Genomic DNA, 13,130 nt, shown 5'->3' with positions numbered 1-13,130 from the left:
CGGATGCGCGGGTTCGGTGGGTGCGTACGAGGAGCCGGTGATGTCCAGTAGCCGTACGCGCCGCGCTCCGGTCCAGCGGGCCGTACGCCGCCCCGCCGCCCCCGGGCCGCGGCGCGAGAACCCCTTCCAGCGGCTCCACACCCGCGCCAGGAAGGCCTGGGACCGGCCGCTGACCGCGTACTACCTGATCCTCGGCGGCAGCCTGCTGATCACCGTGCTGGGTCTGGTGATGGTCTACTCGGCCTCCCAGATCAAGGCGCTCCAGATGTCGCTGCCCGGCTCGTACTTCTTCCGCAAACAGCTGCTGGCCGCAGCCCTCGGCGCCGGACTGCTCTTCGCCGCCTCGCGGATGCCGGTCAAGCTGCACCGCGCGCTCGCCTACCCGATCCTCGCCGGCGCCGTCTTCCTGATGGCGCTGGTGCAGGTGCCGGGGATAGGGATGTCGGTCAACGGCAACCAGAACTGGATCTCCGTCGGCGGCCCCTTCCAGCTCCAGCCCAGCGAGTTCGGCAAGCTGGCGCTGGTGCTGTGGGGCGCGGACCTGCTCGCCCGCAAACAGGACAAGAAGCTGCTGGCCCAGTGGAAGCACATGCTGGTGCCGCTGGTCCCCGTCGCGTTCATGCTGCTCGGCCTGATCATGCTCGGCGGCGACATGGGTACGGCGATCATCCTGACGGCGATCCTGTTCGGCCTGCTCTGGCTCGCGGGAGCGCCGACGCGGCTCTTCGTCGGGGTGCTCTCGGTCGCGGGGCTGATCGGGCTCATGCTCATCAAGACCAGCCCCAACCGCATGGCCCGTCTCCAGTGCATCGGCGCCACCGACCCCGGCCCGGGGGACAGTTGCTGGCAGGCGGTGCACGGCATCTACGCCCTCGCCTCGGGCGGCATCTTCGGCTCCGGGCTCGGCGCCAGTGTGGAGAAATGGGGACAACTGCCCGAAGCCCACACCGACTTCATTTTCGCCGTCACCGGTGAGGAACTGGGCCTGGCGGGGACGCTGTCGGTGCTCGCCCTGTTCGCGGCTCTAGGCTATGCGGGTATCCGCGTGGCCGGACGCACGGACGACCCGTTCGTGAGGTATGCCGCGGGAGGTGTGACCACCTGGGTCACCGCACAGGCGGTGATCAACATCGGTGCGGTGCTCGGTCTGCTGCCGATCGCCGGAGTCCCCCTCCCGCTGTTCTCCTACGGCGGGTCGGCCCTGCTGCCGACCATGTTCGCCATCGGGCTGCTGATCGCGTTCGCGCGCGACGAGCCCGGTGCGCGGGCGGCGCTTTCGCTGCGGCAACCTCGCTTTGGTAGAAAGCGGGGTGCCGGGGGCCCTCGGGGGCCGCGGAGATGGAACACGATGCGACGGCGCGCCTCGGCGGCGCGTCCGTCCGGAGAGCGGTGAATTTCGGTGCATGTCGTACTTGCCGGCGGAGGAACCGCGGGCCACATCGAGCCCGCGCTCGCCCTCGCGGACGCGCTGCGCAGGCAGGACCCGACCGTGGGGATCACGGCCCTGGGCACGGAGCGCGGCCTGGAGACCCAGCTCGTCCCGCAGCGCGGCTACGAACTGGCCCTGATCCCGGCCGTCCCGCTGCCGCGCAAGCCGACCCCCGAGCTGATCACCGTGCCGGGCCGGCTGCGCGGCACGATCAAGGCCGCCGAGCAGATCCTGGAGCGCACCAAGGCGGACGCCGTCGTCGGCTTCGGCGGCTATGTGGCGCTGCCCGGCTATCTCGCCGCCAAGCGCCTCGGTGTGCCGATCGTGATCCACGAGGCCAACGCCCGTCCCGGACTGGCCAACAAGATCGGCTCGCGGTACGCGGCCCGCGTCGCGGTCTCCACCCCGGACAGCAAGCTGCGCGACGCCCGCTACATCGGCATCCCGCTGCGCCGCTCGATCGCCACGCTGGACCGGGCGGCCGTACGCCCCGAGGCGCGCGCCCTGTTCGGGCTCGACCCGAACCTGCCGACCCTGCTGGTCTCCGGCGGCTCCCAGGGTGCCCGGCGGCTGAACGAGGTCGTCCAGCAGGTCGCGCCCTGGCTCCAGCAGGCCGGCATCCAGATCCTGCACGCGGTCGGCCCGAAGAACGAACTGCCGCAGGTGCAGCAGATGCCGGGAATGCCCCCGTACATCCCGGTAAGTTACCTGGACCGGATGGATCTCGCGTACGCCGCGGCCGACATGATGCTCTGCCGCGCGGGCGCGATGACCGTCGCCGAACTCTCCGCCGTCGGACTTCCGGCCGCCTACGTCCCGCTGCCCATCGGCAACGGTGAACAGCGGCTGAACGCCCAGCCGGTGGTGAAGGCCGGCGGCGGCCTGCTGGTCGACGACGCGGAACTCACCCCGGAGTGGGTGCAGCAGAACGTCCTGCCCGTGCTCGCCGACCCGCACCGGCTGTACGAGATGTCCCGCGCCGCCGGTGAGTTCGGCCGCCGGGACGCCGACGAACTGCTCGTCGGCATGGTGTACGAGGCGATCGCCTCGCACCGACGCCAGTAGCGCTTCGGCGAGTGAACCGAAGGGGCGCGCCGATGTCGGGAGATCGAGCGCGCGGAGGCCCGAAGGGCCTGAGCACGGTCGGGCTCCCGACACCGGCTTCTGCGCCCCGGAGGTGAACCGAGCCAGAAATGGAGACAGCGTGGCCGGATCGACTACCGCCGAGCGCGGTGAACGTCAGCGGGAGTCGTCCGGTCCGCCGCCCGCCCGGCGGCTGCGCCAGCCACGACTTCGTACGATCATCATCCTCGTCGTGGCGCTCGCCCTCCTCGGAGCGGGCGGCGTCTGGGCGTTGTACGGCTCGAACTGGCTGCGGGTGGAGCGCGTCTCGGTGTCCGGCACCCGCGTGCTGACCCCCGCGCAGGTCCGGGCGGCGGCCGACGTCCCGCTCGGCTCGCCCCTGGTCTCCGTCGACACCGAGGCCATCGAGTCCCGCCTGAGACGGAAGCTGCCGCGCGTCGACACGGTGGACGTCAGCCGCTCCTGGCCGCACGGCATCGGGCTGAAGGTCACCGAGCGGACCCCGGTCCTGGTGGTGCGAAAGAGCGGGAACTTCATCGAAGTGGACAGGAAGGGCGTCCGGTTCGCGACGGTCTCCACCGCTCCGAAGGGAGTCCCCGCACTCGAACTGGCGACGGCGCCGTCGAGTTCCGCCGCCGCGAGTCTGCGCCGGTTCGGCGAGGACCGCCTGGTGCGCGAGGCGGTCCGGGTCGCCGGCGCCCTCCCGGCCCGCGTCGCGAAGGACACCAGGACCGTCAAGGTCCGTTCCTACGACGCCATCTCGCTGAAGCTGACGGGCGGCCGGACCGTCGACTGGGGCAGCGCCGAGGCGGGCGGGGCGAAGGGTCGCACACTCGTCGCCCTGATGAAAGCCTCGCCGGACGCCCGGCACTTCGACGTCAGCGTTCCCACCGCCCCCGCGTCATCGGCGAGTTGACGCACATCAGCGCAGGCCAGCACCCTGGTTGGGCGCCGCTACGGCTGATCACATAGGGTGAAAAGAAAAACGGGAGGTTCGGCGTGTTCGTTGAACGGGCGCCACTTGTCGACTTAGTGTCCGTTCAGAAGACTTCAAGGAACGGACACACTGGTAACCCTAAACTTCAGCGTTAGGGTTCGGGTCGGCGATACGGACCGTCCCAATTCGGCATCAGTCGACGGACCACGGAGCGACAGCTCTTCGCCGGTCCGGCGACACGTAACTCGAGGCGAGAGGCCTTCGACGTGGCAGCACCGCAGAACTACCTCGCAGTCATCAAAGTCATCGGTGTCGGCGGCGGTGGTGTCAATGCCATCAACCGGATGATCGAGGTCGGTCTCAAGGGTGTCGAGTTCATCGCCATCAACACGGACGCGCAGGCGCTGTTGATGAGCGACGCCGACGTCAAGCTCGATGTCGGTCGTGAACTCACCCGCGGACTCGGCGCCGGAGCCAACCCGGCCGTCGGCCGCAAGGCCGCCGAGGACCACCGCGAGGAGATCGAGGAGGTCCTCAAGGGGGCCGACATGGTCTTCGTGACGGCCGGTGAAGGCGGCGGCACCGGCACCGGCGGCGCGCCCGTCGTCGCCAACATCGCCCGCTCGCTGGGCGCCCTCACCATCGGCGTGGTCACGCGCCCGTTCACCTTCGAGGGACGGCGCCGCGCGAACCAGGCCGAGGACGGCATCGCCGAACTCCGCGAAGAGGTCGACACCCTCATCGTGATCCCCAACGACCGGCTGCTGTCCATCTCGGACCGCCAGGTCTCGGTCCTCGACGCGTTCAAGTCGGCCGACCAGGTCCTGCTCTCCGGTGTCCAGGGCATCACCGACCTCATCACCACGCCGGGTCTGATCAACCTCGACTTCGCCGACGTCAAGTCGGTCATGTCCGAGGCCGGCTCGGCCCTCATGGGCATCGGCTCGGCCCGCGGCGACGACCGCGCGGTGGCCGCGGCCGAGATGGCGATCTCCTCGCCGCTGCTGGAGGCCTCCATCGACGGCGCCCGCGGGGTGCTGCTCTCCATCTCCGGCGGCTCGGACCTCGGCCTGTTCGAGATCAACGAGGCCGCCCAGCTGGTCAGCGAGGCCGCGCACCCCGAGGCCAACATCATCTTCGGCGCGGTCATCGACGACGCCCTCGGCGACGAGGTCCGGGTCACCGTGATCGCGGCCGGCTTCGACGGCGGCCAGCCGCCGGCCAAGCGGGACAACATCCTCGGATCGTCCTCGGCCAAGCGCGAGGAGCCCGCCCCGGCACGGCAGCCCGAGAGCCGTCCGTCCTTCGGCTCGCTCGGCAGCGTCACGCCGAAGGAGGAGCCGGCGCCCGCCCCCGAGCCCGTCGCCGACCTCCCGTCCGCCCCGCCGGTGCCGCCGTCCCGGTCCTACTCGGACAGCGCGGCCGAGGAGCTGGACGTGCCGGACTTCCTGAAGTGATAGGACAGCGCGACACCGCGAGCGGCGCGCACTTCGCCTTCACCGACCGGTGGGGCGGGGTGAGCGCCGTTCCGTACGAGGAGCTCAACCTCGGCGGCGCGGTCGGCGACGACCCCGACGCCGTGCGGACCAACCGGGAACTGGCGGCCAAGTCGCTCGGTCTCGACCCGGGCCGGGTGGTCTGGATGAACCAGGTGCACGGCAACGACGTCGCCGTCGTCGACCGGCCCTGGGGAGAGCGCCCCGTGCCGGAGGTCGACGCGGTCGTCACCGCCGAGCGGGGACTGGCGCTCGCCGTACTCACCGCGGACTGCACCCCCGTACTGCTCGCCGACCCGGTCGCCGGAGTCGTCGCCGCGGCGCACGCGGGGCGGCCCGGCATGATCGCCGGGATCGTCCCGGCCGCGCTCCGCGCCATGACGGAACTGGGCGCCGACCCCTCCCGGATCGTCGCCCGCACCGGACCCGCCGTCTGCGGCCGGTGCTACGAGGTACCCGCCGAGATGCGCGCCGAGGTCGCCGCGCTCGAACCGGCGGCGCACGCCGAGACGAGCTGGGGGACACCCGCGGTCGACGTGACGGCCGGGGTGCACGCGCAGCTCGACCGGTTCGGGGTGCGCGACCGGGAGCAGTCGCCGGTCTGCACCCGCGAGTCGGGGGACCACTTCTCGTACCGCCGCGACCGGACCACGGGCCGGCTCGCGGGCTATGTCTGGCTGGACTGATGGGGCATGACAGAACGTAAGGCCGAACTCGCCGCGAATCTGGCGAAAGTGGAGGAGCGCATCTCCGCCGCGTGCGTGGCCGCGGGCCGCAAGCGCGAGGAGGTCACCCTCATCGTGGTCACCAAGACCTACCCCGCGAGCGATGTGCGGATCCTGGCGGACCTCGGCGTGCGCCATGTCGCCGAGAACAAGGACCAGGACGCGGCACCGAAAGCGGCCGAATGCTCGGATCTGCCCCTTGCTTGGCATTTCGTCGGCCAATTGCAGACCAACAAGGTGCGGTCCGTGGTCGGTTACGCCGATCTCGTCCAGTCCGTCGACCGCGCCAAGCTGGTGACGGCCCTGTCGAAGGAAGCCGTGCGGGCCGGGCGCGAGGTGGGATGTCTGCTCCAGGTCGCCCTCGACGCCGGTGAGCGCGAGCGGGGTGAGCGGGGCGGGGTGGCGCCGGGCGGCATCGAGGAGTTGGCCGGTCTCGTCGACGGCGCTCCGGGACTCCGGCTCGCCGGACTGATGACGGTCGCACCCTTGACCGGGGAGTACGCGGGACGTGAACGGGCGGCGTTCGAGCGGTTGATGGATTTGTCGACCCACCTGCGCAGAGCCCATCCGGCTGCGAACATGGTCTCGGCAGGAATGAGTGCGGACCTCGAACAGGCCGTGGCGGCGGGAGCGACACATGTGCGCGTCGGCACTGCGGTACTCGGAGTCCGCCCGAGGCTCGGGTAACGTCGCCAGGAAGTCGGACCACAGCAGAAAATATGGTCATTGCCGCTGAACAGCGGGTGTAACGACCTCGTGGATCGCAGGCACTTGGCAGTCGTCAGCCGATCCACCACAGAGCGGAGGACTCAGAGCATGGCCGGCGCGATGCGCAAGATGGCGGTCTACCTCGGCCTCGTGGAGGACGATGGGTACGACGGCCGAGGTTTCGACCCCGACGACGACTTCGAACCCGAACTCGATCCCGAGCCCGAGCGGGATCACCGGCCGCACGAGCGGTCCCACCTGTCCCACGGTGCACATCAGTCACAAAGGGACGAATCGGTACGAGTGGTGCAGCCCTCGGCGCCCCGGGAGCCCGTGCCGCACGCCGCTTCGCTCGGCGCGGAATCCGGGCGTCCGGCGCGTATCGCGCCCGTGGCGTCCATCACACAAGAACGCCAGAGCCTGGAGAAGAACGCACCGGTGATCATGCCCAAGGTCGTGTCGGAACGAGAGCCGTACCGGATCACCACGCTTCACCCGCGGACCTACAACGAGGCCCGTACCATCGGGGAACACTTCCGTGAGGGCACCCCGGTGATCATGAATCTGACTGAGATGGATGACACAGACGCGAAGCGACTTGTCGACTTTGCGGCCGGTTTGGTGTTTGGTCTTCACGGCAGCATCGAGCGGGTGACGCAGAAGGTGTTCCTGTTGTCGCCTGCTAACGTCGATGTCACGGCGGAGGACAAGGCCCGTATCGCAGAGGGCGGGTTCTTCAACCAGAGCTGAGACGCACAACCGGTAAAAGCAGTACAAGAGCAACGCAACGCAACAACGCAGTACCGCAGCAGCACGGAAACAGGGGAGAGGGAAGCAAGGGTCATGAGCGTGGTCCTGGATGTCGTCTATATCGCGCTGATGTGCTTCCTCATCGTGCTGATCTTCCGGTTGGTCATGGACTATGTCTTCCAGTTCGCCCGCTCGTGGCAACCCGGCAAGGCGATGGTGGTCGTTCTGGAGGCCACCTACACTGTCACTGATCCACCGCTCAAGCTTCTGCGGCGGTTCATTCCGCCGCTGCGTCTCGGGGGCGTGGCGCTCGACCTGTCCTTCTTCGTACTGATGATCATCGTCTACATCCTGATCTCGATCGTGAGCCGGCTGTGAGCGATGTGAACTACCGTCTTGCCGAATGCCGACGACTACGTTGAGGTGAAGAGATGCCGTTGACCCCCGAGGACGTGCGGAACAAGCAGTTCACGACCGTCCGCCTCCGAGAAGGCTATGACGAGGACGAGGTCGATGCCTTCCTCGATGAGGTCGAAGCCGAGCTGACCCGCCTGCTTCGCGAGAACGAGGACCTGCGCGCCAAACTGGCCGCGGCCACGCGCGCCGCCGCGCAGAACCAGCAGAACATGCGCAAGCCTCCGGAGCAGTCCGACGGCCCGCAGGGCATGCCCCAGCAGGGGATGCCCCCCCAGGGCATGCCTCAGCAGGGAATGCCCCAGCAGGGCATGCCTCAGCAGGGGATGCCGCCGCAGGGCATGCGTGGTCCCGGCGGCCCGGTGCCGGCCGGCATATCGGGCCCGCCGCAGCAGCAGATGGGCGGCCCCATGGGCGGCCCGCCCCAGCTGCCGAGCGGTGCCCCGCAGCTGCCCGCCGGTCCCGGCGGTCAGGGCGGTCCCCAGGGTCCCGGTCCGATGGGCCAGGGTCCCGGTCCCATGGGCCAGCCCGGTATGCCGCAGCAGATGGGCGGTCCGATGGGCGGCCCCATGGGCGGTCCGATGGGCGGCCCCGGTCAGGGCCCCGGTGGCGACAGCGCCGCCCGTGTCCTCTCGCTGGCCCAGCAGACCGCCGACCAGGCGATCGCCGAGGCCCGCTCCGAGGCCAACAAGATCGTGGGCGAGGCGCGTTCGCGTGCCGAGGGCCTGGAGCGGGACGCCCGCGCCAAGGCCGACGCCCTGGAGCGGGACGCGCAGGAGAAGCACCGCGTCGCGATGGGCTCCCTGGAGTCCGCTCGCGCCACGCTGGAGCGCAAGGTCGAGGACCTGCGCGGCTTCGAGCGCGAGTACCGCACGCGTCTGAAGTCCTACCTGGAGTCGCAGCTGCGTCAGCTGGAGACCCAGGCCGACGACTCGCTGGCCCCGCCGCGCACTCCGGCCGCCGCGTCCCTGCCGCCGTCCCCGGCGCCCTCGATGGCCCCGGCCGGTGCGGGTGCCCCGTCCTACGGCGGTCCCCAGGGCATGGGTGGCGGTCCCGCTCCGGCGGCCCCGTCCTACGGCGGTCAGCAGCAGATGTCCCCGGCGATGACCCAGCCGATGGCGCCGGTGCGTCCGCAGGGTCCGTCCCCGATGGGTCAGGCTCCCTCGCCGATGCGTGGGTTCCTGATCGACGAGGACGACAACTGACAGACGGTAGTACGCCGTAGGCGTCGGCAGCGTTCAGGGGCGGGCCCCGGATTTCGATCCGGGGCCCGCCCCTTTTACGCGTGTTGACGGAGTGCGGGGCGGGTGCGGGCGGTGGGACCGGGGGTGGGAGGCGCAGCCCGGCGCCGTCGGGGTGCCTCCCCCAGAGGGGGTACCCCCAGCGCCCACCCGTGCCGCCCCAGCGGCACGACTGCCCGCTGCCGGGGTGCGACGACACGTATGAGGGCCCGGACTCCCCGTCAGGGGGAGGCCGGGCCCTCGTGGGTGTGCTTACGCCTTGCGCAGGCGGAAGGCCAGCGACAGGCCCTCGTCGGTGAACGGGGTCCCGTAGGTGTCGTTCGCCTCACCCTGGGCGAAGTCCGTCGCGAGGACCTCGTCGGCGATCAGTTCGGTGTGCGCGGTCAGCGCCGCCACCGTGGCCGGGTCCGTCGCCGTCCAGCGCAGGGCGATCCGGTCGGCCACGTCCAGACCGCTGTTCTTGCGGGCCTCCTGGATCAGGCGGATCGCGTCACGGGCCAGACCGGCCAGCCGCAGCTCCTCCGTGATCTCCAGGTCCAGGGCGACCGTCGCGCCCGAGTCGGACGCCACCGACCAGCCCTCGCGCGGGGTCTCGGTGATGATGACCTCGTCCGGGGCGAGCGTGATCGTCTCCCCGTCGACCTCGACCGACGCCGTGCCCTCGCGCAGCGCCAGCGACAGCGCGGCCGCGTCGGCGGCGGCGACGGCCTTGGCCACGTCCTGGACGCGCTTGCCGAACCGCTTGCCCAGGGCGCGGAAGTTGGCCTTGGCGGTCGTGTCCACCAGGCTGCCGCCGACCTCGGAGAGCGAGGCCAGCGAGGAGACGTTCAGCTCCTCGGTGATCTGCGCGTGCAGTTCGCGGTCGAGGGTCTCGAAGCCCGAGGCGGCCACGAGCGCGCGGGACAGCGGCTGACGGGTCTTGACCCCCGACTCCGCGCGCGTGGCACGGCCCAGCTCCACCAGCCGGCGGACCAGGACCATCTGCTTCGACAGCTCCGGGTCGATCGCCGCGAGGTCCGCCTCCGGCCACGAGGACAGGTGGACGGACTCCGGGGCGTCCGGGGTGACCGGGACGATCAGGTCCTGCCAGACCCGCTCCGTGATGAACGGGGTCAGCGGGGCCATCAGCTTGGTGACCGTCTCCACGACCTCGTGCAGCGTGCGCAGCGCCGCCTTGTCGCCCTGCCAGAAGCGGCGACGGGAGCGGCGGACGTACCAGTTGGACAGGTCGTCGACGAACGCGGAGAGCAGCTTGCCGGCGCGCTGGGTGTCGTACGTCTCCAGGGACTGCGTCACCTGGTCGGTGAGCGCGTGGAGTTCGGACAGCAGCCAGCGGTCGATCAGCGGGCGGTCGGCCGGGGCCGGATCGGCCGCGGACGGCGCCCAGTTGGACGTACGGGCGTACAGGGCCTGGAAGGCGACCGTGTTCCAGTACGTCAGCAGGGTCTTGCGCACGACCTCCTGGATGGTGCCGTGGCCCACCCGGCGCGCCGCCCACGGCGAACCGCCGGCCGCCATGAACCACCGCACGGCGTCGGCTCCGTGCTGGTCCATCAGCGGGATCGGCTGGAGGATGTTGCCCAGGTGCTTGGACATCTTGCGGCCGTCCTCGGCGAGGATGTGGCCGAGGCAGACCACGTTCTCGTACGAGGACTTGTCGAAGACCAGGGTGCCGACGGCCATCAGGGTGTAGAACCAGCCGCGGGTCTGGTCGATGGCCTCGGAGATGAACTGCGCCGGGTAGCGGGACTCGAACAGTTCCTTGTTCTTGTACGGGTAGCCGTACTGCGCGAACGGCATCGAACCCGAGTCGTACCAGGCGTCGATGACCTCCGGCACGCGGGTGGCCGTCGCGGCGCACTGCGGGCAGTCGAAGGTGACGTCGTCGATGAACGGGCGGTGCGGGTCCAGGTTCGACTGGTCGGTGCCGGTCAGCTCGGTGAGTTCGGCGCGGGAGCCGGCGACCGTGAGGTGGTCGTTCTCGCAGCGCCAGATCGGCAGCGGGGTGCCCCAGTAGCGGTTGCGGGAGAGCGCCCAGTCGATGTTGTTCTGGAGCCAGTCGCCGAAGCGGCCGTGCTTGACCGTCTCCGGGAACCAGTTGGTCTTCTCGTTCTCCTGGAGGAGGCGGTCCTTGACGGCGGTGGTCCGGATGTACCAGGACGGCTGCGCGTAGTAGAGGAGCGCGGTGTGGCAGCGCCAGCAGTGCGGGTAGCTGTGCTCGTACGGGATGTGCCGGAAGAGGAGGCCACGCTGCTGGAGGTCCTCGGTGAGCTTTTCGTCCGCCTTCTTGAAGAAGACGCCGCCGACCAGGGGGACGTCCTCCTCGAAGGTGCCGTCGGGGCGGACGGGGTTGACCACCGGCAGGCCGTAGGCGCGGCAGACCTTGAGGTCGTCCTCACCGAAGGCGGGGGACTGGTGGACCAGACCCGTACCGTCCTCGGTGGTGACGTACTCGGCGTTGACGACATAGTGCGCGGGCTCGGGGAACTCCACCAGCTCGAAGGGGCGCTGGTAGGTCCAGCGTTCCATCTCGGCGCCGGTGAAGGTCTGGCCGGTGGCCTCCCAGCCCTCGCCGAGGGCCTTCTCGACGAGCGGTTCGGCGACGACGAGCTTCTCCTCGCCGTTCGTCGCGACGACGTAGCTGACCTCGGGGTGCGCGGCCACGGCCGTGTTGGAGACGAGGGTCCAGGGGGTCGTCGTCCAGACCAGGAGCGCGGCCTCGCCGGCCAGCGGACCGGAGGTGAGCGGGAAGCGGACGTACACGGACGGGTCGACGACCGTCTCGTAGCCCTGGGCCAGTTCGTGGTCGGACAGGCCGGTGCCGCAGCGCGGGCACCAGGGGGCGACGCGGTGGTCCTGGACCAGCAGGCCCTTGTTGAAGATCTCCTTCAGCGACCACCACACGGACTCGATGTACTCGGGTTCCATCGTGACGTAGGCGTCGTCGAGGTCGACCCAGTAGCCCATGCGGGTCGTGAGGTCCGCGAAGGCGTCGGTGTGGCGCAGGACGGAGTCGCGGCACTTGGCGTTGAACTCGGCGATGCCGTACGCCTCGATGTCCTTCTTGCCGCTGAAGCCGAGCTCCTTCTCCACCGCCAGCTCCACGGGCAGGCCGTGGCAGTCCCAGCCGGCCTTGCGGGCCACGTGGTAGCCGCGCATGGTGCGGAAGCGGGGGAAGACGTCCTTGAAGACGCGGGCCTCGATGTGGTGGGCGCCGGGCATGCCGTTCGCGGTGGGCGGGCCCTCGTAGAAGACCCACTCGGGGCGGCCCTCGGACTGCTCCAGGCTCTTGGTGAAGATCTTCTGCTCGCGCCAGAAGTCGAGCACCGCGTGTTCGAGCGCGGGCAGGTCGACCTGGGCGGGCACCTGGCGGTACGTCGGCTGTGTCATCAGCGGGCTTCCTCCGGCGGACTTGCTGCTTTCCGTCCGGAGGGACGAGAGCTACGTCTTTCGACACGCCGTCTTCGGCGCGCTCCCGCGGTACCACCCTCCTTGGCCCGCCGGTGCGTCCCGCGCGCCGGTGAGCCCCCTCATTGGTGCAGCGATGCCGGGTCTACTGGCCCTCGGTCGGGGCGTTCTTCCGGCGGCTCCGGGGTGATCTTCACGTCGCGCTCGCCCCCGGGCTTCCACCGTCCCCGGGTCGCTCTGGGCTGCGTACGCCGCTACTCGTCCCCATCCAAGCTTTTCGCTCCGCCCAGTGTAAGGCGCCCCGGGCGCGGCGGCCGACCGGTTTTCCGGCGTCCGCTCGGGGGCGCCGGGCGTGGCCTGCGGTGACCCGAATGGTCCGGTACGGGTGTTCGTATTCCGGGACGCCCGGCTTCGCGGATTACCGGCCGGGGAGCTGGGCACAACGGATGCATGTCGGCCACGTGGCGTCCGCGGGGCGGGCGAATCGGGCGGTGCGCCCCGTTGCCGCGGGACTCAAGTCGATTTATCGTCCCAGCACGATTCGCGAGCAAGATCACAATATGTGAAGGGGCCGCGGCCATGGTGGCGAAGAAGACCGCCGTACAGCAGTCGGAGTCCGCCGGCTCCGCGCAAGCCTCCGGCGACGCGGCCAAGGACGTCAGCGGGAAGAAGAGCACGCACGGGACGTCCGCGGGCGGGAGCGCGAAGGGCTCGGTGAGGAAGGCGGCGGCGAAGAAGACGGCCGCCGCGAAGAAGACGGCCCCGGCGAAGAAGTCGTCCCCTGCGGCGAAGAAGACGGCCGCGAAGAAGTCGGCGGCCAAGAAGGCCACGGCCGAGAAGAGCACGGCCGAGAAGAGCACGGCCGAGAAGAGCACGGCCGAGAAGAGCACGGCCGAGAAGAGCACGGCCGAGAAGAGCACGGCCGAGAAGAGCACGGCC

10 protein-coding genes and 1 pseudogene are annotated in these 13,130 nt (G+C 70.1%); 10 read left to right on the top strand and 1 reads right to left on the bottom strand.

Going from position 1 to position 13,130, the window contains the following annotated elements:
• The first annotated feature begins 40 nt into the window (after positions 1–40).
• The 9 genes from ftsW to AB0E07_RS00570 all read left to right on the top strand — a co-directional run bounded on the left by ftsW (position 41) and on the right by AB0E07_RS00570 (position 8,747).
• Complete coding sequence (gene ftsW, locus AB0E07_RS00610; RefSeq protein WP_362244843.1) at positions 41–1,393, top strand: putative lipid II flippase FtsW; 1,353 nt, start codon at positions 41–43, stop codon at positions 1,391–1,393.
• Positions 1,394–1,399: 6 nt separating this feature from the next.
• Positions 1,400–2,494, top strand: coding sequence for an undecaprenyldiphospho-muramoylpentapeptide beta-N-acetylglucosaminyltransferase (murG, locus tag AB0E07_RS00605; RefSeq protein WP_362244841.1), 1,095 nt, complete (start codon positions 1,400–1,402; stop codon positions 2,492–2,494).
• 139 nt (positions 2,495–2,633) lie between these two features.
• Positions 2,634–3,428, top strand: a complete 795-nt coding sequence (locus AB0E07_RS00600) for an FtsQ-type POTRA domain-containing protein (RefSeq protein ID WP_362244839.1) — start codon at positions 2,634–2,636, stop codon at positions 3,426–3,428.
• A gap of 287 nt (positions 3,429–3,715) precedes the next feature.
• The gene (gene ftsZ / locus AB0E07_RS00595; protein ID WP_362244837.1) at positions 3,716–4,906 is read left to right on the top strand and encodes a cell division protein FtsZ; all 1,191 of its coding nucleotides are present in this window, start codon (positions 3,716–3,718) and stop codon (positions 4,904–4,906) included.
• Positions 4,903–5,631, top strand: a complete 729-nt coding sequence (pgeF, locus tag AB0E07_RS00590; RefSeq protein ID WP_362244835.1) for a peptidoglycan editing factor PgeF — start codon at positions 4,903–4,905, stop codon at positions 5,629–5,631. Before ftsZ ends, pgeF begins: the two co-directional genes overlap by 4 nt.
• A gap of 6 nt (positions 5,632–5,637) precedes the next feature.
• Complete coding sequence (locus AB0E07_RS00585) at positions 5,638–6,357, top strand: YggS family pyridoxal phosphate-dependent enzyme (protein ID WP_362244833.1); 720 nt, start codon at positions 5,638–5,640, stop codon at positions 6,355–6,357.
• 129 nt (positions 6,358–6,486) lie between these two features.
• Positions 6,487–7,128: a cell division protein SepF gene (gene sepF, locus AB0E07_RS00580; RefSeq protein ID WP_362244831.1), complete on the top strand. Its 642-nt coding sequence runs from the start codon at positions 6,487–6,489 to the stop codon at positions 7,126–7,128.
• A gap of 93 nt (positions 7,129–7,221) precedes the next feature.
• Positions 7,222–7,506: a YggT family protein gene (locus AB0E07_RS00575; protein ID WP_007448661.1), complete on the top strand. Its 285-nt coding sequence runs from the start codon at positions 7,222–7,224 to the stop codon at positions 7,504–7,506.
• 53 nt (positions 7,507–7,559) lie between these two features.
• A complete protein-coding gene (locus tag AB0E07_RS00570) occupies positions 7,560–8,747 on the top strand; it encodes a DivIVA domain-containing protein (protein WP_362244829.1) in 1,188 nt (395 codons plus the stop codon).
• A 288-nt stretch (positions 8,748–9,035) separates the two neighbouring features.
• Here the strand turns inward: AB0E07_RS00570 and ileS are convergent, their stop codons facing one another.
• Positions 9,036–12,173, bottom strand: coding sequence for an isoleucine--tRNA ligase (gene ileS / locus AB0E07_RS00565; protein WP_362244827.1), 3,138 nt, complete (start codon positions 12,171–12,173; stop codon positions 9,036–9,038).
• Positions 12,174–12,770: 597 nt separating this feature from the next.
• On the opposite strand from ileS, the pseudogene AB0E07_RS00560 reads away from it, so the two are divergent.
• Positions 12,771–13,130 (top strand): annotated as a pseudogene (locus AB0E07_RS00560) (DNA-binding protein); the annotation flags it as partial.

Source organism: Streptomyces sp. NPDC048002, assembly GCF_040653275.1.
Classification (GTDB): domain Bacteria; phylum Actinomycetota; class Actinomycetes; order Streptomycetales; family Streptomycetaceae; genus Streptomyces.
Note: the sequence above shows the minus strand (reverse complement) of the source record. Positions and strands in the feature narration are given on the sequence as shown.

What these genes read in the sequence shown, in the direction of transcription:
- ftsW (WP_362244843.1), top strand. Translation starts at nt 41, where the DNA reads ATGTCCAGTAGCCGTACGCGCCGCGCTCCGGTCCAGCGGGCCGTACGC.
- AB0E07_RS00585 (WP_362244833.1), top strand. Translation starts at nt 5,638, where the DNA reads ATGACAGAACGTAAGGCCGAACTCGCCGCGAATCTGGCGAAAGTGGAG.
- sepF (WP_362244831.1), top strand. Translation starts at nt 6,487, where the DNA reads ATGGCCGGCGCGATGCGCAAGATGGCGGTCTACCTCGGCCTCGTGGAG.
- AB0E07_RS00575 (WP_007448661.1), top strand. Translation starts at nt 7,222, where the DNA reads ATGAGCGTGGTCCTGGATGTCGTCTATATCGCGCTGATGTGCTTCCTC.
- AB0E07_RS00570 (WP_362244829.1), top strand. Translation starts at nt 7,560, where the DNA reads ATGCCGTTGACCCCCGAGGACGTGCGGAACAAGCAGTTCACGACCGTC.
- ileS (WP_362244827.1), bottom strand. Translation starts at nt 12,173, where the DNA reads ATGACACAGCCGACGTACCGCCAGGTGCCCGCCCAGGTCGACCTGCCC.